At 69.5% G+C, this 20,908-nt stretch carries 21 protein-coding genes; 8 read left to right on the top strand and 13 right to left on the bottom strand.

The window, feature by feature from the left end:
- Positions 1 to 60 precede the first annotated feature (60 nt).
- Positions 61 to 615 (top strand): DUF1439 domain-containing protein, encoded by a 555-nt coding sequence (locus AC3WVS_RS15825; RefSeq protein ID WP_492319411.1) that lies wholly within the window; start codon positions 61 to 63, stop codon positions 613 to 615.
- Between the two features lie 40 nt (positions 616 to 655).
- Here AC3WVS_RS15825 and AC3WVS_RS15820 read toward each other — a convergent pair whose 3' ends face one another.
- The 5 genes from AC3WVS_RS15820 to AC3WVS_RS15800 form a co-directional block, all read right to left on the bottom strand.
- Entirely contained in the window at positions 656 to 1,555 is a 900-nt protein-coding gene (locus AC3WVS_RS15820; RefSeq protein WP_492319410.1) for a DMT family transporter, read from the bottom strand.
- Positions 1,556 to 1,875: 320 nt separating this feature from the next.
- Positions 1,876 to 2,739 (bottom strand): NAD-dependent protein deacetylase, encoded by an 864-nt coding sequence (locus AC3WVS_RS15815; RefSeq protein ID WP_492319409.1) that lies wholly within the window; start codon positions 2,737 to 2,739, stop codon positions 1,876 to 1,878.
- A complete protein-coding gene (locus tag AC3WVS_RS15810; protein WP_492319408.1) occupies positions 2,736 to 2,939 on the bottom strand; it encodes an oxidoreductase-like domain-containing protein in 204 nt (67 codons plus the stop codon). Before AC3WVS_RS15810 ends, AC3WVS_RS15815 begins: the two co-directional genes overlap by 4 nt.
- Positions 2,940 to 3,016: 77 nt before the next feature.
- A complete protein-coding gene (locus tag AC3WVS_RS15805) occupies positions 3,017 to 3,343 on the bottom strand; it encodes a hypothetical protein (protein ID WP_035823400.1) in 327 nt (108 codons plus the stop codon).
- A 45-nt stretch (positions 3,344 to 3,388) separates the two neighbouring features.
- A complete protein-coding gene (locus AC3WVS_RS15800) occupies positions 3,389 to 3,625 on the bottom strand; it encodes a hypothetical protein (RefSeq protein ID WP_010811185.1) in 237 nt (78 codons plus the stop codon).
- A gap of 234 nt (positions 3,626 to 3,859) precedes the next feature.
- Here AC3WVS_RS15800 and AC3WVS_RS15795 point away from each other — a divergent pair, with 234 nt between their 5' ends.
- The 4 genes from AC3WVS_RS15795 to AC3WVS_RS15780 all read left to right on the top strand — a co-directional run bounded on the left by AC3WVS_RS15795 (position 3,860) and on the right by AC3WVS_RS15780 (position 8,231).
- On the top strand, positions 3,860 to 6,154 hold the full coding sequence (locus AC3WVS_RS15795) for a patatin-like phospholipase family protein (protein ID WP_492319407.1): 2,295 nt from the start codon (positions 3,860 to 3,862) through the stop codon (positions 6,152 to 6,154).
- 245 nt (positions 6,155 to 6,399) lie between these two features.
- A complete protein-coding gene (locus tag AC3WVS_RS15790; protein WP_035819085.1) occupies positions 6,400 to 6,834 on the top strand; it encodes a YeeE/YedE family protein in 435 nt (144 codons plus the stop codon).
- Between the two features lie 3 nt (positions 6,835 to 6,837).
- Positions 6,838 to 7,254 (top strand): DUF6691 family protein, encoded by a 417-nt coding sequence (locus tag AC3WVS_RS15785; RefSeq protein ID WP_492319406.1) that lies wholly within the window; start codon positions 6,838 to 6,840, stop codon positions 7,252 to 7,254.
- 128 nt (positions 7,255 to 7,382) lie between these two features.
- Positions 7,383 to 8,231 carry an IclR family transcriptional regulator domain-containing protein gene (locus tag AC3WVS_RS15780; protein WP_013954068.1) on the top strand — a complete coding sequence of 283 codons (849 nt, stop codon included), beginning with the start codon at positions 7,383 to 7,385 and terminating at the stop codon, positions 8,229 to 8,231.
- 77 nt (positions 8,232 to 8,308) lie between these two features.
- Here the strand turns inward: AC3WVS_RS15780 and AC3WVS_RS15775 are convergent, their stop codons facing one another.
- Both AC3WVS_RS15775 and AC3WVS_RS15770 read right to left on the bottom strand, forming a co-directional pair.
- The gene (locus AC3WVS_RS15775) at positions 8,309 to 9,082 is read right to left on the bottom strand and encodes a flagellar brake protein (RefSeq protein WP_492319405.1); all 774 of its coding nucleotides are present in this window, start codon (positions 9,080 to 9,082) and stop codon (positions 8,309 to 8,311) included.
- 159 nt (positions 9,083 to 9,241) lie between these two features.
- A complete protein-coding gene (locus tag AC3WVS_RS15770) occupies positions 9,242 to 10,126 on the bottom strand; it encodes a LysR substrate-binding domain-containing protein (protein WP_492319404.1) in 885 nt (294 codons plus the stop codon).
- Positions 10,127 to 10,258: 132 nt separating this feature from the next.
- Between AC3WVS_RS15770 and AC3WVS_RS15765 the strand changes: the two genes are divergently transcribed.
- Positions 10,259 to 10,882, top strand: a complete 624-nt coding sequence (locus AC3WVS_RS15765) for a LysE family transporter (protein WP_492319403.1) — start codon at positions 10,259 to 10,261, stop codon at positions 10,880 to 10,882.
- Here the strand turns inward: AC3WVS_RS15765 and thpR are convergent.
- From thpR to AC3WVS_RS15750, 3 genes are read right to left on the bottom strand one after another with little or no spacing between them, the layout of a single operon-like run.
- Positions 10,866 to 11,435: an RNA 2',3'-cyclic phosphodiesterase gene (thpR, locus tag AC3WVS_RS15760; RefSeq protein ID WP_492319402.1), complete on the bottom strand. Its 570-nt coding sequence runs from the start codon at positions 11,433 to 11,435 to the stop codon at positions 10,866 to 10,868. The genes AC3WVS_RS15765 and thpR overlap by 17 nt on opposite strands.
- Before the next feature lie 19 nt (positions 11,436 to 11,454).
- A complete protein-coding gene (locus AC3WVS_RS15755; RefSeq protein WP_492319401.1) occupies positions 11,455 to 11,955 on the bottom strand; it encodes a methylated-DNA--[protein]-cysteine S-methyltransferase in 501 nt (166 codons plus the stop codon).
- A complete protein-coding gene (locus tag AC3WVS_RS15750) occupies positions 11,952 to 13,433 on the bottom strand; it encodes an AlkA N-terminal domain-containing protein (RefSeq protein WP_492319400.1) in 1,482 nt (493 codons plus the stop codon). Before AC3WVS_RS15750 ends, AC3WVS_RS15755 begins: the two co-directional genes overlap by 4 nt.
- 163 nt (positions 13,434 to 13,596) lie before the next feature.
- Between AC3WVS_RS15750 and AC3WVS_RS15745 the strand changes: the two genes are divergently transcribed.
- Positions 13,597 to 16,443 carry a M16 family metallopeptidase gene (locus AC3WVS_RS15745; RefSeq protein WP_492319399.1) on the top strand — a complete coding sequence of 949 codons (2,847 nt, stop codon included), beginning with the start codon at positions 13,597 to 13,599 and terminating at the stop codon, positions 16,441 to 16,443.
- A gap of 171 nt (positions 16,444 to 16,614) precedes the next feature.
- Entirely contained in the window at positions 16,615 to 16,989 is a 375-nt protein-coding gene (locus tag AC3WVS_RS15740; protein ID WP_010811174.1) for a hypothetical protein, read from the top strand.
- 101 nt (positions 16,990 to 17,090) lie between these two features.
- Here the strand turns inward: AC3WVS_RS15740 and AC3WVS_RS15735 are convergent, their stop codons facing one another.
- From AC3WVS_RS15735 to AC3WVS_RS15725, 3 genes are all read right to left on the bottom strand, one after another.
- Positions 17,091 to 17,666, bottom strand: a complete 576-nt coding sequence (locus AC3WVS_RS15735; RefSeq protein WP_492319398.1) for a hypothetical protein — start codon at positions 17,664 to 17,666, stop codon at positions 17,091 to 17,093.
- 32 nt (positions 17,667 to 17,698) lie between these two features.
- Positions 17,699 to 18,856, bottom strand: a complete 1,158-nt coding sequence (locus AC3WVS_RS15730) for an acyl-CoA dehydrogenase family protein (protein WP_010811172.1) — start codon at positions 18,854 to 18,856, stop codon at positions 17,699 to 17,701.
- A 123-nt stretch (positions 18,857 to 18,979) separates the two neighbouring features.
- Entirely contained in the window at positions 18,980 to 20,758 is a 1,779-nt protein-coding gene (locus AC3WVS_RS15725; protein ID WP_492319397.1) for an OPT/YSL family transporter, read from the bottom strand.
- Positions 20,759 to 20,908: the final 150 nt, after the last annotated feature.

Here is a 20,908-nt window from a genome sequence, read left to right as displayed (position 1 = left end):
CGCGGTCTGACTGGCTGACCCATCCACCGCCGCCCTCGACAGGCGCGCCCCATCCGCCACATGCGTGTGAAACCTTCCCTGCTGATTGCCGCCGCCTGCGTCGCTGGTGCCTCCTCGGCGCTGGCCGGCTACAACATCTGGACCGGCGAGTACTCCCTCTCCCGGCAGGAACTGCAGACCGCGCTGGACCAGCGCTTCCCCGCCACGCTGCGCTACGCCGATGTCGTAAGCGTGCAGCTCAGCCATCCCCGGCTGGTGCTGGACGAGGCCAACAACCGCGTCACCACCCATGTCGACGCACGCCTGACCAACGCCTTGCTGCCCTCCCCGCCGGTAGACGGCAAGCTTGCGCTGAACAGCGGCGTGCGCTACGACCCGGCCAAACGCGCGGTGCTGCTCGACAACCCGACCGTACAGCAGGTGGAAGTCGCCGGCATGGGGCAATACCGCGAACAGCTCAACGCCATCGGCGCTGTGGTCGCGCAGCAGTTGCTGAAGGACTATCCGGTCTATACGTTCAAGCCCGAGGAACTGCGCGTCGGCGGCAAGGACGTGGAGCCGGGGGCGATTACCGTGGGCAAGGATGAGGTGCGGGTTGAGGTGAAGCAGCGGTAGGCATAGCCTGCGGACCAGGCTCGCTCCCTCTTCCTCTGCCTCAACCCCGCCCACCTCTGAACACCACCCCCAACCCCGCCAGCACCGCACCCATCCCGGCCATCGCCAGCGGCGCCATCCGGTTGCCCAGCAGCAGGTAGTCGAGCACCGCCGTGCCCGCCGGCACCAGGTAGAACAGGCTGGTGACGTTGACCAGGTTGCCAGCGCGGATCAGACGGTAGAACAGCAGCGTCGCGCCGATTGAAATGACCAGCGCCAGCCACAGCAGCGGCGCAGCAAAAGCCAGCGAAGCATCGAAGGCGAAGGGCTGGAACGGCAGGCACAACAGGCAGGCCGCGAGGCTCGCGCCGTACTGCAGCGGCAGCACTTCCGCGGGTGCACGCGTGATGCGCTTCTGCAGGATGGCGCCGACGGTCATGCTGGCGAGCGAGGCCAGTGCGCACAGCACGCCTGCCAGCGACAGCCTGGCCGGCAGCAGGCTGTCTGCCACCACCATGGCCAGCCCGGCGAGCGCGAGGGCAAGGCCCGCCATGCGAGCGGCGCTGAAGCGCCGCTCGGTCAGCAGCAGCGTCAGCATCGGCTGGGCGCCGAGCACGGTGGCGAGCACACCGGGCGTCATGCCGTGGTCGAGCGCAAGGAAGTAAAAGACGGAGTAGCCGCCGATCAGCAGCAGGCCGGTCACGGCGGTGTACAGCCGCTCGCCGCGCGGCGGCAGCAGGCGGTGCCTGGCCAGGCCGATCGCGCCAAGCACGGCGCAGACCAGCGCGAAGCGCAGCGTCAGCAAGGCGAAGGGCGTGGCGTGGTCGAGGGCCAGCCGGGCGGCGATGGCGCCGCTGCTCCACAGCAGCACGAAGAGGGGCGTGGCCCAGGCGGAGGTGTTGGTGGCGCGTGTGCCGGCGGCGGCGTCGAATTGCGCCGCGCAGTCTTTGTCGGTTGTCATGGATGTCATCTGTCGTCAGCTTGGCAGGCTCCGGCGACGCGCATGCGGCCATGGCACGGTGGCAGCACGCGCAGGCGTGCGGCTGCCGTGCGCGCAGGCACACGGATGCGGGACTACCGGAGACGAATGAGGCTGGGGGGCGTGCCCGTCAGCCGCGCGGCGGCGGCGCGACAGATGTGAACGCAGGCTGGCGACGCACGCATGGCCACGCGCGGCCCGGGGGCGCGGCGTTGACGGGGCGTTGGCGGTCTGCGGTCATGGTGGGAATTGAAGACTTCGAAGAAGTAGTCCGGCGATGCTATGCCTGTGCGGCCATCGCGTCAACGCGATTCTGTTGTGCGCTGCTCCAGCCGGGACACCAGCGCCTGCAGCGTCGGCGCGCATCCGGCCTCCACCTTCAGCGCCAGCATCGCGTCCGCCCGCGTGGTGCCCAGGTTGAGCGCGGCCACGGGCTTGCCCATCTGTCCGGCCCAGACGCAGAAGCGGTAGCCGGAATAGACCATCAGCGACGAACCGACCACCAGCATGGCATCCGCTGCTTCCAGCGCCGCGCGGGCGGCATCGACCCGCGGGCGCGGCACGGATTCGCCGAAGAACACCACGTCCGGCTTGAGGATGCCGCCGCAGCGCCCGCACTCGGGCACGCGGAACTGCGCGAACAGCGGCGATTCGAAATGCACGTCGCCATCGGCGGCGGGCTCGGCGATCACGTCGCGCAGCGCGGCGTTCTGTGCCAGCAGCCAGTCCTGCAGGCCGGCCCGGTCATGGCGCGTGCCACAGTCCAGGCAGATGGCACTGGCCAGGCTGCCATGCAGTTCGATCACGCCCTCGCTGCCGGCGCGCTGGTGCAGGCCGTCGACATTCTGCGTGACCAGCGCCGTGAGCCGGCCGTGCGCGCCAAGGCGCGACAGCGCATGGTGCGCGGCATTGGGCCGCGCCTGCCACGCCACCGGCCAGCCCAGCATGCTGCGCGCCCAGTAGCGCTGGCGCCCCGCGTGCGAGCCCAGGAAGGCCTGCAGCGTGATCGGCTGCGAGCGCTGCCACTGGCCGCGCGCGTCACGGTAGCCGGGAATGCCGGAATCGGTGCTGATGCCCGCGCCGGTCAGCACGAACAGGCGCGGGTGGCGCTGCACGAAATCAAACAGGGCGGACGTCGGGTGCGGGGGTTGCAGCGGCTCGCTCAATTTGCCGGATCCTCGGCATGGCGCGCCGCCTGGCGCGCTTCCCAGGCGCGCAGCTCCTCGCGGTAGCGGTCCATCTCCTGGTAGTAGTAGTCGAAGATGCAGGGATCGCAGCCGGAGCCGCAGCACTCGTCATCGCCGGGCCGCTCTGGCGGCACCGGGCGGGGGTCGTCGGGGGGCACGGCGGGGGACGCTTGGGACACTGACAGTTCGCGAACAGGCGCATTGGCGGATCAACCGCCAGTATATTCCCGCCGGCCCCGGCCTGCCGCCGGACCCCTCAGTGGCCGAGCAGCCCCTCGCCGACCGGGATCACCAGCGCCGTGCCCGCCAGGCAGGCGATGTCGTCCTCGGCAAGCCGGCGCGACACCACGCTGGCCAGCCTGGCGCCGATGCGGGCAAGTTCGGCGGCGTCGGCCAGGTAGACGGCGTCGATCACGCTCTGGTCGAACTGCAGGGCCGCGCTCAGGCGGCAGCGTCCGGGCGAGCCGGCCGGCTCGGCCTGCCAGCTGACCTGCACCTGATTGCCGTCGCTGCGGTGGTATTCGGCCGACATCGGAAACAGCCGGCAGGTATGCTCGCGGGCCCACTCGACCAGGGCAGTCATGGCGATTCCCCTTTGGCGGGACAGCGCGTCCGCCGGTACGCCGCGTCAGCGGCTCAGTACATGGTAGAGCCAGTCGTGCGCGCGTGCCGGCACGCCCAGCGCGCTGGCATCGATGCGCCGCCCCTGCACCCGCAGTGTGCCTTCGTGCAGGGCATCCACCGCTGCCTGGGCATCCGGGAACCTCCCCATCACGCCATTGCCCAGCATCAGCATCCAGTCCTTCTCGCGGGGAATGAGCGTGAGCTGTCCCGCAGCGGTCTGGCAAAAGAAATAACCGTACATGCACCCCCCAAGCACCTTACCTGTATCCATCCTAGTGCAGGGCACCGCGGGGTCGCGTGCCGATCTGCACGCTTCCGAACGGCGTGATGAATTGTTTTTGCACGGCCGCGAGTGGGCGGCCTGCATGCAGCATTTTGCCCGAAGATAGCCAGACCTCCCCGCCCGGCGGCCGCCGGGCGGGGCCACTGCCGCCCGCTGCGGCCGACAGCGAACCGATTGCGAACCCACGGTGCCATGAAGGCAGCCCCATTCCATTGCTTGCGCAAACTGCTCGTACCGGCGGCCCCGGCACTGGCTGCGGGCGCGGTCCTGGCCGCTGAGCCGGCCTCCATGCCGGCGGCGCCGGCGATCGAGCCGCCCGCAAACCAGATCGCGGCGGCCACGCCGCAGCGGGCCGCAGGCGCGCGCCCCCGCATCTGCCTGGTGCTCTCGGGCGGCGGCGCGCGCGGCGCGGCGCATATCGGCGTGCTCAAGGTGCTGGAGGCGATGCGCATCCCGGTCGACTGCATCGCAGGCACCAGCATGGGTTCGCTGGTGGGGGGCGCCTATGCCACCGGCATGGCGCCCGCCGAAATGGAGCGGCTGGTCGGCGGCCTGAGCACCGACAAGATCTTCAAGGAGCGCCCGCCGCGCCAGGACCTGACCATCCGGCGCAAGCAGGACGATTTCACCAACCTGTTCACGCCCGAGATCGGAGTGCAGGCCAGCGGCCTCTTGCTGCCCAAGGGCGCGGTCTCGGGCGTGCAGCTGGAGACCGTGCTGCGCCAGCTGGCCAAGGTGCCCGGCTACCGGGACTTCGACCAGTTTCCGATTCCCTACCGCGCTGTCGCCACGGACCTGGTGGCAGGCACGCCGGTGGTGTTCAGCCAGGGCGAGCTGGCCAACGTGATGCGCGCCAGCATGTCGGTGCCGGGCGCGGTGGCGCCGGCCGAGTACGAGGGCCGGCTGCTGGTCGACGGCGGCCTGACCGACAACCTGCCGGTCGACGTGGCGCGCAGGATGGGCGCCGATATTCTGATCGCGGTGAACCTGGGCACGCCGCTGATGAAGCGTGAGGAACTGACCTCGATCATCGGCGTGACCGGCCAGATGCTCAATATCCTGACCGAGCAGAACGTGCGTGCATCGCTGGCCTCGCTGCGGCCCACCGACGTGCTGATCGAGCCGGCGCTGGGCGATTTTTCCGCGACCGACTTCGACCACCTGCCGGCAACCATCCCCATCGGCGAGGCTGCCGCGCGCAAGGTCGCCGACCGCCTCGCGCCGCTGGCGCTGCCGCCGGCGCAATATGCACAACTGCGCGCCAGACAACAGGCGGTGCAGCCGCCTGACACCCGCCCGGTCGATGAGATCAGGCTGGCGCCGCTGCAGCGCGTCAACCCGGACTACGCCACCGCAGTGATGGAAACCAAGCCCGGGCAGCCGGTCGACCAGGCCACGCTGGACCAGGACATGCGCCGCCTGTTCGGCACCGGCGACTTCGAGCACGTCAACTACGGCATCCTGGAGGAGCCCGGCAAGCGCGTGCTGGCGGTCAATGCGGTGGAGAAATCCTACGGTCCCGACTACCTGCGCTTCGGGCTCGGGCTGAGTTCGGATTTCCGCGGCGATGCCTACTTCAACCTGGTGGGCAGCTACCGGCGCACCTGGCTCAATGCGCTTGGCGCCGAATGGCGCACCGATGCGCAGGTGGGCCAGACCTCGTCGCTGATCAGTGAGTTCTACCAGCCGCTGGATACGCGCCAGTACTTCTTTATCGCGCCGCGCATCGAGCTGGAGCGGCGCCCGGTCAATGTTTTCCAGGGCAGCACGCGCATCGCCACCTACGACCTGCGCCGCTTCGACATCGCGCTGGACGCCGGCAGCCAGTTCACCAAGTACGGCGAGCTGCGCGTGGGCGTGCAGACCGGCACGGAGCACGCCACCCTGAGCACCGGCCCCGAGTCGCTGTCGCCAGGCCCGGGCAATATCCGGCGCGGCGCCATCACCGGGCGGCTCTTGTTCGACCAGCTCGACAGCGTCGACTTCCCGCGCTTCGGCTATGCGGCCCGGCTGCACATCTACGGCTCGCAGCCGGGGCTGGGTGCCGACCAGGCTTATGTCAAGGCGCAGGCGGATGGCATCTATGCCCACTCGTTCGGCGACAACACGGTCTCGCTGGCCTTCAAGGTCGGCAGCAATATCGGCGGCAAGCCGCTGCCGCGCTATGACCTGTTCCAGTGGGGCGGCTTCCTGCAGCAATCCGGTTATGCCACCGGGCAGCTGCTGGGCGGCAACCTGCAGTTTGCGCGGCTGGTCTACTACAACAAGCTGGCGCGACAGACCCTGCTGCAAGGCGTGTACGCAGGCTTTTCGCTGGAGGCGGGCCGCATGGGCGACCCGCTGGTGCCGGGGAGCCCGACCGGGCTGCTCAAATCGGGCTCGGTCTTCCTGGCGCTGGACAGTCCGCTGGGCCCGCTTTACCTGGCCTATGGGCGCGCCGCCGCAGGCACATACAGCTTTTACCTGTTCCTGGGCAAACCCTTCTGAGCCGGCCAGCATAAGCACCCACCAAATGTGAGCCTGCCGCACCCTACCAAAGTTGTATGTAATGTCTTAATTCAAATGTCTATACTTTTTACGTCACCAAGACCCCTCTTGAATGACGACCTTCCCCGGTCGCCGCTCCCCAGCGGCGACTTTTTTTTGGGCGCCCGCCTGGCATGCGGCGCCTATAATCCGGGCCTCGGGCTGCACTTGCGGCCGCACTGCGTCCCTTTCGCGCGCCTCCTCCCATGCAGATTGATTTCACCCATTTCACGCCGTGGCTGTCGCTGGCCGGCGGGCTGGTCATCGGCCTCGCGGCGGCGCTGATGATCCTGGGTCTGGGCCGCATTGCCGGCATCAGCGGCATTGTCGGCGGCCTGCTGAAGCTGCCGCACGGCGACAGCGCGTGGCGCGCCGCCTTTGTGATCGGGCTGTTGCTGGCGCCATGGCTGGCGGGCGCGTTCGATGCCATGCCCGCGGCGCAAATCGATGCCGGCTGGGGTGAGGTGCTGGCGGCGGGGCTGCTGGTAGGCATCGGCACGCGCTACGCCGGCGGCTGCACCAGCGGGCACGGCGTGTGCGGCCTGTCGCGGGGCTCGGTGCGCTCGCTGGCCGCCACGCTGACCTTCATGGCGGCGGGCTTCCTGACGGTGCTGGTGCAGCGCCATTGGCTGGGAGGCTGACCGATGGGCATGCTCTTCTCATTGCTGGCCGGGCTGGTGTTCGGCATCGGCCTGATCCTGTCCGGCATGGCCAACCCGGCCAAGGTGCTGGGTTTTCTCGACCTGGCCGGCGCCTGGGACCCGTCGCTCGCCTTTGTCATGGCCGGCGCGATCCTGGTGGGGGTGGTGGCCTTCGCACTGGCGCGCCGGCGCCAGCGCTCCTGGCTGGGGCTGCCGATGCAGTGGCCGGCGCTGGCCGCGGTCACGCCGCGGCTGGTGCTGGGCAGCGCGGCGTTCGGCGTGGGCTGGGGCCTCGCGGGCTTCTGCCCGGGCCCGGCGCTGGTGGCGCTGGGTGCCGGCTATGCCAAGGCCTGGGGCTTTGTCGGCGCCATGCTGGCTGGCATGGCGCTCTACGAGATCGCGGAGCGACGCGGGCGTTGATGCCGTGCAGCATCCGGCCCGCGTGCCATGCGGGCGATGCGCGAATGCAGCAAAGGCTGGCCCCTGGCGGCCAGCCGGTTTAAGATTGCGCGATTATCGGACAACAAGCCCAGACAACACACCTCCCAATGGATGTCCTCCGCCCCCTCGGTCTTGGCCATGCACAGGCCGACACCGTCCGCGTTGCCCGGCCCCAGGCCGACCTGCTCGCCAGTTTTGCCGGCGATCCCAACTTCATGCTGTCGCTGGCGCGCGGGCTGACCGTGCTGGAGGCGTTCTCGGAACGCAAGCGCCCGCTGACGATCTCGCAGGTGGCGCAGCGCACGCAGTTGTCGCGCGCCTCGGTGCGGCGCTGCCTCTATACGCTGGAACAGCTCGGCTACGTCAGCCAGCAGGACGGGCAGTTCGCGCTGCGGCCGCGCGTGCTGCACCTGGGCCACGCGTATTTCTCGTCGACCTCGCTGGTGTCTCTGGCGCAGCCGATCCTGGACAACCTGAGCGCGCGCATCCACGAGACCTGCACGCTGGCGATCCTGGACGGCACCGACATCCTGTACCTGGTGCGCTCCGAAGTGCAGCGGGTGCTGAACTATTCGCTAGGCATGGGCAGCCGCCTGCCGGCCTACTGCACCTCCAACGGCCGGCTGCTGCTGGCGCACCAGCCCGCCACAGTGCTGGACGGCTTCTTCGAGCATGCCGAGCTGCGCCCGCGCACGCTGCAGACCAAGGTCTCGCGCCAGGAGCTGGAAGCGTGCTTCGAGCGCGCCCGCGAAGTGGACTACGTGATCGTCGATGAAGAGCTGGAACCGGGCCTGCGCGCGATGGCGGTGCCGGTGCGCTCGGCCTCGGGCATCGTGCTGGCGGGGCTGAGCGTGAGCGTGCGCGCGGCGCGCGTCTCTGAAGCAGAGATGATCTCGCGGCTGCTGCCGCCGATACGCGAAGCCGCGGCGGCAATCGGCCGGCTGATCGGCTCCTGATTGCCGCTGACTACCCAGGCAGCCGCACGGGAATGAGGTAAGCCGGGCCCGGGTTGCGCGGCCTCGGCACCGGTGCTTCAGCCCCGGTGCGCCAGTTCCAGCGCAAATACCAGCCGCTGCAGGAAGTTCTCCATGCGCCCGTCCGGATGGATGAAGGCGCAGCCGAAATGGTGGATGGCGCTGTCGTCATGGCCCACCAGCCAGTGGCCAACCACCTGCAGGTCCAGCTCAAGCTTACCCAGCTCGCGGAAGTCCAGCCGGCACTTGCCGACCGTGGTGCCGACCGGCAGGTGCTCTGCCGAGACCGTCTTCGAGCGCAGACCCACGCCCGACAGCGACAGGTCGGCGATATCGAGCCCCAGCACGGTCTTGTCCGACATGTGGATCTCGCAGCGGTAGCCTCTCGTCACCAGCGTGCGCGCGCGGAAATGGCGGCGGCGCTGGAAGTGGTAGAGCTTCTCGGGGAATTCGACGACGAAGGCGGGGCCTTCCTCATAGCGCGTGGCGCCCGGCCGGCCCACTACGAAGTTGACCGGCACGCCGCGCAACAGCCCCGAGAACGCATTTTCATCCGAGGTCATCAGCGACATCCGTTCGGGTTCCGCATTGCACCAGTCGAACACGAAGGTGCGGTCGACCGGGTCGACGTGCAGGACCGACGTGACGAACTGGTGCCCGGTGCGGGTGCGCACGCTCAGCATGCACTTCTGCCAGGACAGGTCGCGCAGCACGGTGCCGATCTGCGAGTTGTGCGTCAGGCGATAACGGTCATCCGCCGGCTCAATGTCGGATTCGGCGCCGTTATCGGCTGGCCCGGAGGCATCGTGCTGATTCATGGATTCACGCAACATCTGGAGTGGCTGGGATCGCCGGTTACGGGGGCTTCGGCCTGCCGGCCGCGCGCATGTTAAGCGCGTGTCCCGATGCCCGGCAAGACGCATGCTCTCACTTCGGCAGATCTGTGGCAGAACTTGAGCACAGACTTCCGGGGGGTAGCGCGCACGCCGCTTTCAGGCGTCCGGTGGCGGCGCCGCAAGCGTTGCCTGCGCCTCTTCGCGCAACCACGCCAGCAGCACCAGCCGGCGCGTGTCGTGTTCAAACGGCGCGGGCGACAACAAATGATAGGCCGATCCGTCGGCAACAAAGCCGAACGGCGCGGCCAGCCGGCCATCGGCGATCTCGTCCGCGGCCATCAGCTGCGAGGCCATGGCCCAGCCCAGCCCTGCGGCGGCGGCCTGCAGACTGAGGTAGAAATGTTCGTACCAGGCGTCGCCGTCGCACTGCACGACGGGGGCGGCATCGTCGCGCACCGCCTGCCAGCGCTGCCATGCCTCGGGCCGCGTGCGCGTATGCAGCCGCGCCGGGACCGTGGCTGCCCCCTGCGCAAGCTGCGGCCGGCACACCGGCCCCACCCGTTCCTGCGCCACCTCGCGCGCATGCCAGCGCGCATCGAAGGCAAAGTCATTGCGCCGCAGTGCCAGGTCGGCGCCGCTGCGGGTGAAGTCGATCGGCCCGCCTGCTGCCATCAGGTGCAGCGGGATATCGGGATGGCGCGCGGCAAAGCGCGGCAGCCGCGGGATCAGCCAGCGCATGGCGATGGTCGGCTCGCATGACAGCACCAGCGCTCGCCCCGGCGGTTGCGTGCGGATGCGCGCGGCGGCGCCGGCCAGCACCTCCATCGATTGCGTCGACGCCGCGAACAGCGTGCGCCCCGCCTCGGTCAGGAAGACCCCGCGGTTGCGCCGCTCGAACAGCGCCACGCCCAGCGTGTCCTCCAGCTGGCGGATCTGCCGGCTGACCGCGCCATGGGTCAGGTGCAGTTCCTCCGCCGCCCGGACAAAGCTTTCGTGGCGCGCCGCGGCCTCGAAGAATCGGATCCAGCCCAGCCAGTGCATCAGTCAGTTTTTCTCACGTAATTGCGCGAGTATATATCGGTTGTTGCGGCGCTTTCCGGCACGCAGAATTGGGTACGCCCGGATCTCCCGATGTGGCGATTTCCGGATAACTGTAACGTAACCTCACAGAAAATGCCCCCAATCGCCGAATCCCTGGCGGTCGCCGCCGTGACCGTGCTGGCCGTTGTCAGTCCGGGCCCGGACTTCGCCATGGTCACCCGCAACAGCTACCTGTACGGCCGCCGCGCCGGCCTGCTCAGCGCCCTCGGGATCGCGCTGGGGGTGCAGGTGCATGTGCTCTATACGATATTCGGGGTGGGGCTGCTGATGGCCCATGCGCACAACGTGCTGACGGTGGTGAAGATGCTGGGCGCGGCCTATCTGGTTTGGATCGGTATCCAGACGCTGCGCAACCGCGAGGCCCTGGCAGTAGACCTGCAAGGTGCGCGCACGCTGCCGCCGTGGGCGGCGCTGCGCATGGGCTTCCTGACCAATGCGCTGAACCCGAAGACCACGCTGTTCGTGGTCAGCACCTACACCCAGGTGGTCGATGTGCACACGCCGGTGCCGGTGCAATGGGCTTATGGCGGATTCATGTCGGTGGCGCACCTGGCGTGGTTCAGCCTGGTGGCGTGCGTGTTCACCGCGCCGGCACTGCGCGCGGCGATGCTGCGGCGCCAGCGGCTGCTGGACCGCACCATCGGCTCGGCCTTGTGCGGGCTGGGCGTAACGCTGGGGCTCAGCAACCTGGCGTAGTGCCGGCCTGCGTCAGTGGCCAGGCCTGGCGCACGAGATGCTGGGGGCCTTGCGGGCCGAGCCGGCTTTCGAACAGCACCAGCCGCTGCACCTGCCAAGGCTCGCTGGCCAGGCTACGGTGCGTATCGAGCCACGCGCGCAGCACGCTTTCGGGCACGGACGGCTTGCAGCGCGCCAGCGTCAGGTGCGGATGGAAGCGCCGCCGCTCCGGGGTAATGCCCGCGGCCCCGGCCAGCGCCTGCCCGACGTCGGCATGCAGGGCGCGCAGCGCGTCCAGGCCGGGACCTGGCGCCAGGCCTGCCCACAGCACCGAACCCTGGCCGCTGCGAAAGCGCCCGGTACCGGCTGCCTGAAGCAGGAAGGCAGGTGCGCGGATGCTGTCGAGCGCGGCCTCCAGCGCTGCGCCAGGCACGTTGCACTCACCCAGGAAGTGCAGGGTCAGGTGGACTTGCTCTGGCGCTGCCGGCCGCACACCGTGCGCGGGCGGCAGGATCGACAGCAGCCATGCCGCCAGCGCGGGCGGGACTTCCACGGCAATGAACAGGCGCGGCATGGCAGCGCAGCCGGCGCCATCAGCCGGGCGAGGTGCCGATGCCTTCGCGCTGCAGCAAGGCGCGCTTGCGCTCGATGCCGCCGGCGTAGCCGGTCAGCGCGCCGGCACTGCCCAGCACGCGATGGCAGGGCACGATCACCGACAGCGGGTTGCGTCCCACCGCGCCGCCGACTGCGCGCGCATGCGTGGGCGGCAGGCCCAGGGTGCGGGCCAGTTCGCCGTACGACGCGGTCTCGCCGCAGGGGATGGCCAGCAGCGCCTCCCACACGCGCTGCTGGAACGGGCTGCCGGCAAAGCGCACCGGCACGGTGAAGGTATCGCGGCGGCCGGCGAAATATTCGGCCAGTTCCGACGCGGCGCGGTCGAGCACCGCGGCGTCGGCCGGCGGCACGTCGCGGCTGTCGGCAATGCCTGCGGGATGGTATTTCTGCCCGGCGAAGAAAAGGCCAGTCAGGTGTGCGCCTTGCGCGCGCAGCAGGATGGTCCCGAGCGGGCTGTCGATATGGCGATAGCTGGTCATGTGATCGTCTCCGGTTCGGCCGCGGCACTGGCCGCATCCTTCATCGCTTCATAGCGATGCCACAGGTGGATGGCGGCGTAGGCACGCCACGGCGCCCATTGCGCGGTGCGCTCGTGCATCGCGCGCACGGTACTGACGCCCAGCACCTTGCGCAGCGCATAGTCGGTGCCGGGGAACGCATCGGGCCAGCCCAGCGCGCGCATGGCGACATACTGCGCGGTCCAGTCGCCGATGCCGCCGACCTCGCGCAGCGCCGCCACGGTCTGCTCCGGCGGCGCGTGCGCATCGAGCGCCAGCGTGCCGTCGGCCACGCGCTGCGCCAGCGCCAGCAGCGTGCGCGCCTTGCCCGCCGACACCCCGGCATCGCGCAAGCCTTGCTCTGGCAGTGTGGCAATGGCGGCGGCAGTCGGGAACGTGTAGCGCAGGCCGTCGGGGGGCGTGCCGTCCAGCGACTGCCCCGCGTGCCGCGCCAGCGCGCCCAGGATGCGCCGCGCCTGCACCACCGAGATCACCTGCCCCACCACCGCGCGCACCGCGATCTCGAAGCCATCGACGCTGCCCGGCAGGCGCACGCCCGGCATTGCCTCGGCAAGCTCGCCCAGGTGCCGGTCCACCACGTCCGGGCGGCAGCCCAGGTCGCACAGGCGGCGCACCTTGCCCAGCGCCTGCGGAATCACGCGCGCCAGCGAGGCCGACAACGTGACGCGTAGCACCAGCCGGCGCGGCACATGTTCGATCCGTACCCAGCCGGTATGCGTGCTGCCGCCGGCATCCACCAGCAGCGTGCGCATATAGGTACCGTCCCGGATGGCCTCGATGCCATCCACCGCGCGGGTAGCCAGGAAGCGCAGCCATGCGTCCCAGGCAAACGGCGGGCGGTAGCCCAGGTCGAACACCAGCCGGTCGGCCACGCCGTCGGCGGCGCGGCGGCGCAGCGCCCGCGGCGTCAGGCCGTAGCGGGTCTTCAGCACATCGTTGAAGCGGCGCACGCTGCCGAAGCCCGCCGCCAGCGCCACTTCGGTCACCGGCAGCGCGGTGTCGGCCAGCAAGCGCTTGGCCAGCAGCAGCCGCTGCGTCTGCGCGTACTCCAGCACCGACACGCCGAACTGCGCATCGAACAGGCGCCGCAGGTGCCGCTCGGTCACGCCGATGCGCGCCGCCAGCGTGGCCACGCTGCCTTCGGCCATGAAGCCCTCGTCGATCAGCGTGGCCGCGGCCTGCGCCAGCCGGCCTGAAATATCGGCCAGCCCGTGCCCGGGCGCCAGTTCCGGACGGCAGCGCAGGCAGGGGCGGAAGCCATGCTTCTCCGCCGCCGCAGCGCTCTCGTAGAAGGTGCAGTTTTCGCGCTTGGGCGTGCGCACTGCGCACACCGGCCGGCAGTACACGCCGGTCGACGACACGCCCACGAAGAAGCGTCCGTCGAAGCGGCGGTCGTGCGAGGCCACGGCCTTGTAGCAGGTATCGGGATCGAGGTGCATGACGGCATGCTACCGCTACCTGCAAGTGCTTACCCGCTGGATTCGGACATTTCCCTCTGGCGCGCGGGCGTGGGCTGCGGCACAGTTCCTGGCAGGGGCGGCGGCTAGAATGCGCTTCGTGCCTCACCCGCCAACCCACTGCCACCGCCCGCCCGGAGACGCCATGCGCCGCACTGCCCTGCACCTGTCCTTGCTCGCTTCGCTTGCCTGCGCGCCGGCGTTGGCGCAGCCGGTGCAGACCGCGCCCACGGCGACGCCTGCCACGGCCACGCAGGTGGCATCGGTCGAAGGCATCACCGAATACCGCCTGCCCAACGGCCTGCGCATCATACTGGCACCGGACGCGGCCAAGGCCACCACCACCGTCAACATCACCTACCTGGTCGGCAGCCGCCATGAGAACTATGGTGAGACCGGCATGGCCCACCTGCTCGAGCACCTGCTGTTCAAGGGCACGCCATCGCTGCCCGGCAAGGCCATCCCGACCGAGTTCGCCCGGCGCGGCATGAGCGTGAACGGCACCACCGCGCAGGACCGCACCAACTACTTCGGCACCTTCAGCGCCAACGATGAAAACCTTGACTGGGCGCTGCGCATGGAAGCCGACCGCATGGTCAACAGCGTGATCTCGCGTGCCGACCTGGACAGCGAGATGACGGTGGTGCGCAACGAGATGGAAATGGGCGAGAACAGCCCCGGGCGCATGCTGATGCAGCAGACCATGGCCGCCGCCTACCGCTGGCACAACTACGGCAAGGCCCCGATCGGCGCGCGCAGCGATGTCGAGCACGTCAGCATCGACGGCCTGCGCGCCTTCTATCGCCGCTACTACCAGCCCGACAACGCGGTGCTGGTGGTGGCCGGCAAGTTCGATCCCGCCGCCACGCTGGCACGCATCGAGCGCTACTTCGGGCCGATCCCGCGCCCGACGCGCGTGCTGCCGCCCGAGCATACCGTCGAGCCCGCACAGGAAGGCGCGCGCGAGCTGGTCGTGATGCGCCCCGGCGACAACAGCCTGGTCGCCGCCCAATACCACGTCAGCCCGGGTGCGCATCCGGACAGCACGGCACTCTCGCTGCTGACCCTCATCCTCGGCGATACGCCGGGCGGGCGGCTGTACAAGGCGCTGGTCGAGCGTGGCCAGGCCGTGTCGGTCGGCACCGCGCTCTATGCGATGAAGGACCCGGGCGCGCTGCTGCTCATGGTCGAGACGTCCAAAGACCAGCCGCTCGCGGCTGCGCGCGCCGGGCTGATCACGCAGGTCGAGGGCTTTGCCGAGGCGCCCGTGACCGAGGCCGAGCTGGAACGTGCGCGCGTGCGCATGCGCAACGCCTACGAGCACTACATGAACGATCCCGGCGCGCTCGGCGTGGCGCTGTCCGAGGCCATCGCCAAGGGCGACTGGCGCCTGTTCTTCCTGGCGCGCGACCGCATCGAGACCACCACGCTGGCAGACGTGCAGCGCGTAGCGCTGAACTACCTGCAAGCCTCGAACCGCACCGTGGGCGTGTTCCTTCCCGCCGAGCAGCCGTCGCGCGCGCAGGTGCCGCCGGCGCCCGATGTCACGGCCATGGTCAGCGGCTACCAGGGCAGGCAGGCAATGGCCGCGGTGGCGGCATTCGATCCCAGCCCCGCCAATATCGAGGCCCACACCACGCGCCAGACGCTGGCCAACGGCATGCAGCTGGCGCTGCTGCCCAAGCCCGCGCGCGGTGAAGTGGTGCACGGCGCGCTGGTGCTGCGCATGGGCGACGCGCAGAGCCTGCAGGGGCTGACCACGGTGGGCGCGCTGACCGCCTCCATGCTCCGGCGCGGCGCGGCTGGCATGGACCGCCAGCAGATCGCCGACCGCATCGAGGCGCTGCGCGCACGCGTCGGCATCTCTGGCAGCTCTGAGCGCGTGACCGTCAGCTTCGAGACGCGCCGCGCGCACTTGCCGGAACTGCTGGCCCTGCTGCGCGACCTGCTGCGCGCACCGACCTTCCCCGAGGCGGAGTTCGAAACGCTGCGCAAGACCAGCATCGCGGAGATCGAGAGCATCCGGCGTGAGCCGGGCGTGATGGCGTCCAACGCGCTGGGCCGCCATGGCGACCCCTACCCCGCGGGCGACCCGCGCCATGCGCGCACCTTTGCCGAGAACATCGCCGACCTGCAGGCCGCCACCCTGGCGCAGGTGCGCGACTTCCACGCGCGCTTCTATGGCGCGGGCCATGCGCAATTGAGCCTGGTGGGCGACTTCGATGCCGCGGCCGCGGCCGCGCAGGCAGCGCAGCTGTTCGGCGACTGGAGCGCGCAACGGCCCTACGCGCGCGTCGAGCGCCCCTTTGTGCCGATCCCGCCGGCGGAGTTCACGCTGCCCGCGCCGGGCAAGGCCAATGCCATCTACCTGGCCTCCACGCCGATCGACCTGACCAATGACGCGCCGGACTATGCGCTGATGATGATTGCCAACCGCGTGCTCGGCGGCGCCAGCCTGCGCGGCCGCCTGGCTGACCGGCTGCGGCAGCGGGAAGGCCTGAGCTATGGCGCGAGCAGCTGGGTGCAGGTGGGCGCGCTCGACCGCGCGGGACGCTTCGGCCTGCAGGCGCAATACGCACCGCAGAACCTGCCGCGCTTGCAACGCGCCGTGACCGAGGAGCTGGAGCGTTTCGTGCGCGACGGCATCACCGCGCAGGAACTGGCCGAGGCCGTCAGCGGCCTGCTGCAGCAGGGCATGGTCGGCCGCAGCAACGACGCCGCGCTGGCCGGCGCGCTGGCCAACCAGCTCTACCTGGGCCGCACCATGGCCTTCACCGCCGAACTCGAAGAGCGCCTGCGCAACGCCACGCCGGAAACCGTCAACGCGGCCATTCGGCGCTACATGCAGCCAGGCACGCTGTCGCGCGTCTATGCTGGCGACTTCAGCGGCGCACCGGCGCAACTGGGTCCAACCGGCAGCGGAAGTGGCTCCGGCGCGGCCGGCAGCACAGGCAACGAAGCGGCCGGCGCGGCACCGCAGGCGCAGCCCTGACATACGCGGGAAACAATATTCGGCTGCACTGGCAAGAGGCCGCAGGCGCGGCCAGCGCAACATCGCAGCGGCAAGGCAGGGAGCGGTCGGCAGGCGTCCGGTGCAAGCCCCTTGCCGCGACCCCGGGTTGACTGTATATTCGTACAGTATAAGTCGATATAAGAGGTGTGGATGTCAATCGTGCGAGCTGGCAGCAAGGCAGAAGCGCTCAGGCTTCTGGCCTCGGAAGGCGTGCTGGCGCTTGAGCTGGACTACGAGACAGGATGGCAGGATGCCGTCGAACTCGGCAGGCTCGGAGAAAAGCGCGGTATCAAGGTGCAGTATCGCGGACAAGAAAGCATCGCCGTCCGTTCCCGCGAAGCCCTGATCGAAGGGCTGGCCAAACCCAAGGCCACGTTCCGTCAACGCAATCTCTATTGCCAGTTCGATCTCGGCACGCTGGCGGACCATGAACTGCTCGACCTCGAGGCCAAGGCCACGCGGCTCGGGGACTATATCCTCGCCGGCCATCTGCTGCGCGATGTCGATGGCGTGTGGCCGCAATAAGCGGCTTGCGCGCACGCCGGGCCACTAGAAGAGAAAAAGCCGCCATGCAGGCGGCTTCCGTCATGTTGCGCTGAGCATGTTCTTCGTGCCCGGTACCCCGGTCAATGCCACACCCGCGTGGCGTTGGCCCAGCGCGCCGCGCACGACGACTGCGCTACGGCCGCGTCGATCGTTTCGTTGGCGGCCTCCGCCGCCGGCACCGCCGCGGCGGTATCCAGCGCCGCGCGCCACAGCACCGCCGACACCAGCGTCTTGCACTGCCGCCGTTCGCCATGCGCAAGCGCCAGCAGCCGCTCATAGCCGTCCAGCACGATCAGCCGGTCACCACGGCGCGGATGCAGCGACAGCGTGTAGAGGTGGTCAGACTCGCATTGCAGGCTGCCGCCGCTGACCGCGACCACGATTGCACCCGGCAACGCAATGCCGCTGGCCTGGACCTCGCCACGCAAGCGCGCCAGGTGCGCGTGCGCGCGTGGATCGCTGGTGCCGCCCACACCGCCCGCCATCTCAGCTGGCAGCGCGCTGAGCGCCATCAGCTCGGCCGGCGACACCGCCAGCGTATAGGCCTGCAGCGTGGGACGATAGGTCGCCACCACGGCGCGCAGCCGGTGCGGCGCATCGCCATCATGCCCTGCCTGCAGCGGGCTGTCCGGCCCGCGTAACTGCATCGTGTTCATGTCGACTCCTGCCGCGCCGGGCGGTTGCATGGTCAGTCGCGCAGCAGTTGCTTGGCGATGATCAACTGCTGGATCTGCGTGGTGCCTTCATACAGGCGCAGCAGGCGCACGTCGCGGTAGAAGCGCTCGGCCTTGTACTCGGCGATATAGCCGGCGCCGCCATGGATCTGCACCGCGCGGTCGGCCACGCGGCCCACCATCTCGGTACAGAACATCTTGGTGCACGAGGCCAGCATGCTGACCTCCGGATCGCTCTTGCCGGCGGGCTTGGCGTCGTAGCGCTGGGCGCAGTCGCGCACCATCGACAGGCCGGCGTAGAGCTCGGCCTGGCTGTCGGCCAGCATCGCCTGGATCAGCTGGAAGTCGCCGATGGGCTTGCCGAACTGCTTGCGCTCCCTGGCATAGGCCACAGCGTCGGTGATCAGGCGATGCGCCATGCCGCAGGCCAGCGCCGAGATATGCAGGCGGCCGCGGTCGAGCACCTTCATCGCGGTCTTGAAGCCCACCCCCGGCACGCCGCCGATGATATTGGCAGCCGGCACGCGCACATTCTCAAGCACCACGTCGCAGGTCTTGGTGCCGCGCTGGCCCATCTTCTTGTCCGGCTTGCCCAGCGAGATGCCCGGGGTGTCGGCCGGCACGATGAAGGACGAGATGCCCGAAGCGCCCGCGCCGCCGGTGCGCGCCATCAGCGTGAAGGCGCCGGCGCGCGGCGCGTTGGTGATGAAGCGCTTGGTGCCGTTGATAACGTAGTGGTCGCCGTCGAGCTCGGCCTTGGTCTGCAGCGAAGCCGCATCGGAGCCGGCGTTCGGCTCGGTCAGCGCGAACGAGATGATCAGCTCGCCGCTGGCGATGCGCGGCAGGTATTGCTGCTTCTGTTCCTCGGTGCCATCCATCAGGATGCCCTGCGAGCCGATGCCGACGTTGGTGCCGAACACCGAGCGGAAGGCAAAGGCGGTATGGCCCAGGTCGTAGACCACATCGCATTCCTGCGACATCGACAGGCCGATGCCGCCGTAGTTCTCGGGGATGGAGATGCCGAACAGGCCCATCTCCTTCATGTCCGCGACGATCTCGGCGGGCACGTCGTCGGTTTCCTCCAGCGTGTCTTCGGCGGGCTTCAGGCGTTCGTCGATGAAGCGCTGCACCGAGGCGCGCAGCAGGGCAAAGGATTCTTGGTCAAGGGCCATGATGATTCTCCGGGTCAAGCCAGTGCGTCAGTCTGGCCGCCTATGGTACGCTGGTCGCGGGATTTGACAATCCACTGAAACTTGGACAGAAGCGTCAGTATAATTTGACAATCGCGGCCGGCCTCAACCCAATGTGGCGGATAACAGGCCCGCCACGCCGATGGCCAGCGCCGCCAGCGCATCGCCCGCGATCAGGCCGCCACCGACCAGCGATGCCGTGCTCATATCCTGCGGCAAACCCCGGGCCGTCCTTGCGGGCCTGGCCACGGCGGCGGCCACGCTCGCCGCCACGCCGCCGGCCGCCATCCACCCGGCCGCCGCCAGGTTGACGAAGCCACCGAAAGACGACGCATAGGGCGAGGGCAGGATCGCCGCATCGAGCAGGAAATCCGCCACCCGCCCGCGCCGGCTGGCTTGCGCGAAGCGCTGCCACGCCTGCCGGCCGAGGATGGCCTTGCGCAATACCGCGGTGGCCAGGCCGAGCGCCAGACCCGTTGCCACCGCAACATGCTGGCCGGTGCGGCTTTGCGCCAGCCCGTGCAGCACGCCCACGATCTTGTATGTCATGGCCGAGGTCCAGCGCGCGGGCTGCTGGTCGGCCGGCAGGCTGGTCTGGTCCAGCGCCAGCACCGGATAGGCATGCATGAACAGCCGTGCCATCGCCACCGCCACCAGCGCACCCACGACGATGCCCGCCACCTGGTAGCCGAACTGCACCATGCGGTCGCTGCCCAGGCGCCAGCCGGTGGAGCGGTCCTGCTGCATGTCGCTCGCCTCGGCCGTGGCCACCAGCAAGACCGTGGCGGCGATCAGCCCGACATGGGGCGCGCGCAGCCCGGCGGCGGCCATCAGGATCACGGACAGCACGAAGGCGGACGAGATCGGGTTCTGGTCGACCATGCCGACCGAGATGCCGTTGACCAGCGCAAACACCAGCACCAGCAGCACCGCCATCAGCTGGAAGCCCAACGGCTGGCCGAACCAGGCCACGCCCGCCGCCACCGTGGCCGCGCCCCACAGCAGCGCCCAGGCCGCCACCCAGCCCATGCCCGGCCCGCGCCGCGGCGCAGGGTGGCGGCGCGCGCGCCACTGGCGGCACGCCTGTGCCAGCAGCAAGGCCACATCGACCGCAGCCGCCCCCATGATCATGCCCAGGGCCACCAGGAAGGTGGCCTTGCGATAGGGCTCGCCGGGCGCCATCCAGCCCGCGGCGACAAACCACGGGGTCATGGCCCAGCCGGCCAGCCCGCCCACCAGCGCGGCAATGCCCACGCGCGCGCCGACGATCATCCCGGCGCCGAAGGTCGCGGCCGACAGGTCCAGCGCCGCCAGCCACGGCATGCGCGCGGCGCCCAGGCCGCAACCCAGGCCCAGCGCCAGGCCGCCCCCGAGCCGCGCCACCGAACGCCGCAGCAGCGCCGGATCGGTCAGCGCGCGCAGGATATTGGCCACGGCCAGCCCCGACGGAAAGGTCAGCTGCATCCGGTCCACCAGCAATGGCGTGTACAGCATGCCCACACCCACCCCGAACATGCCGATGCACAGCATGTACAGCACCAGCTGCCACAACGGCGGCTGCGCCATGCCCAGCCACGCCATCGCCTGCAGCACCACGGCCATGCCGCCCATGCCCGCCACCGACGCCGCCGCGGTCTGGATGTAGTTGGCGCCGTGGCGCCCGGGCGCGCCATAGCCTGCAGTCACCACCGAGCCGAGGATGCCCGCCAGCACCTGCCCGCCGACAAAGAAGCCCAGCGAGAAATTCATATACGCGGCAGCGATGCCGCCCAGCGGACCCAGCACCAGCATGCCTGCCGCGCCCAGCAGCACGTGGTACTGCCAGCTGCCCGGCGCAGGCAGCCTGGTGGCGCGGGGTGCGGCATCGGTCGGGAGCGTGGGCATGGCGCAGCGGGTGGGCTGAAGTAGTGTGCCTCTTGCGAAGCATAGGCCAAGGACGGCCTGCGGCGATGTGCGACTTGTTCCCGACTTTCGCCGGATCGCCGTTTCCCGGCCGGGTTAACACTAGTTTCGTGCGCAACCATCTGGTCGATA

The organism is Cupriavidus sp. CPT47-8839-RL05A, assembly GCF_058792255.1.
This window is presented reverse-complemented; position numbering and strand designations above follow the sequence as displayed.

What these genes read in the sequence shown, in the direction of transcription:
- AC3WVS_RS15785 (WP_492319406.1), top strand. Translation starts at nt 6,838, where the DNA reads ATGGGCATGCTCTTCTCATTGCTGGCCGGGCTGGTGTTCGGCATCGGC.
- AC3WVS_RS15770 (WP_492319404.1), bottom strand. Translation starts at nt 10,126, where the DNA reads ATGCACTGGCTGGGCTGGATCCGATTCTTCGAGGCCGCGGCGCGCCAC.
- AC3WVS_RS15735 (WP_492319398.1), bottom strand. Translation starts at nt 17,666, where the DNA reads ATGAACACGATGCAGTTACGCGGGCCGGACAGCCCGCTGCAGGCAGGG.
- AC3WVS_RS15725 (WP_492319397.1), bottom strand. Translation starts at nt 20,758, where the DNA reads ATGCCCACGCTCCCGACCGATGCCGCACCCCGCGCCACCAGGCTGCCT.
- AC3WVS_RS15795 (WP_492319407.1), top strand. Translation starts at nt 3,860, where the DNA reads ATGAAGGCAGCCCCATTCCATTGCTTGCGCAAACTGCTCGTACCGGCG.
- AC3WVS_RS15800 (WP_010811185.1), bottom strand. Translation starts at nt 3,625, where the DNA reads ATGTACGGTTATTTCTTTTGCCAGACCGCTGCGGGACAGCTCACGCTC.
- AC3WVS_RS15740 (WP_010811174.1), top strand. Translation starts at nt 16,615, where the DNA reads ATGTCAATCGTGCGAGCTGGCAGCAAGGCAGAAGCGCTCAGGCTTCTG.
- AC3WVS_RS15755 (WP_492319401.1), bottom strand. Translation starts at nt 11,955, where the DNA reads ATGACCAGCTATCGCCATATCGACAGCCCGCTCGGGACCATCCTGCTG.
- AC3WVS_RS15805 (WP_035823400.1), bottom strand. Translation starts at nt 3,343, where the DNA reads ATGACTGCCCTGGTCGAGTGGGCCCGCGAGCATACCTGCCGGCTGTTT.
- AC3WVS_RS15790 (WP_035819085.1), top strand. Translation starts at nt 6,400, where the DNA reads ATGCAGATTGATTTCACCCATTTCACGCCGTGGCTGTCGCTGGCCGGC.
- AC3WVS_RS15745 (WP_492319399.1), top strand. Translation starts at nt 13,597, where the DNA reads ATGCGCCGCACTGCCCTGCACCTGTCCTTGCTCGCTTCGCTTGCCTGC.
- AC3WVS_RS15775 (WP_492319405.1), bottom strand. Translation starts at nt 9,082, where the DNA reads ATGTTGCGTGAATCCATGAATCAGCACGATGCCTCCGGGCCAGCCGAT.
- AC3WVS_RS15765 (WP_492319403.1), top strand. Translation starts at nt 10,259, where the DNA reads ATGCCCCCAATCGCCGAATCCCTGGCGGTCGCCGCCGTGACCGTGCTG.
- AC3WVS_RS15750 (WP_492319400.1), bottom strand. Translation starts at nt 13,433, where the DNA reads ATGCACCTCGATCCCGATACCTGCTACAAGGCCGTGGCCTCGCACGAC.
- AC3WVS_RS15730 (WP_010811172.1), bottom strand. Translation starts at nt 18,856, where the DNA reads ATGGCCCTTGACCAAGAATCCTTTGCCCTGCTGCGCGCCTCGGTGCAG.
- AC3WVS_RS15780 (WP_013954068.1), top strand. Translation starts at nt 7,383, where the DNA reads ATGGATGTCCTCCGCCCCCTCGGTCTTGGCCATGCACAGGCCGACACC.
- AC3WVS_RS15820 (WP_492319410.1), bottom strand. Translation starts at nt 1,555, where the DNA reads ATGACAACCGACAAAGACTGCGCGGCGCAATTCGACGCCGCCGCCGGC.
- thpR (WP_492319402.1), bottom strand. Translation starts at nt 11,435, where the DNA reads ATGCCGCGCCTGTTCATTGCCGTGGAAGTCCCGCCCGCGCTGGCGGCA.
- AC3WVS_RS15825 (WP_492319411.1), top strand. Translation starts at nt 61, where the DNA reads ATGCGTGTGAAACCTTCCCTGCTGATTGCCGCCGCCTGCGTCGCTGGT.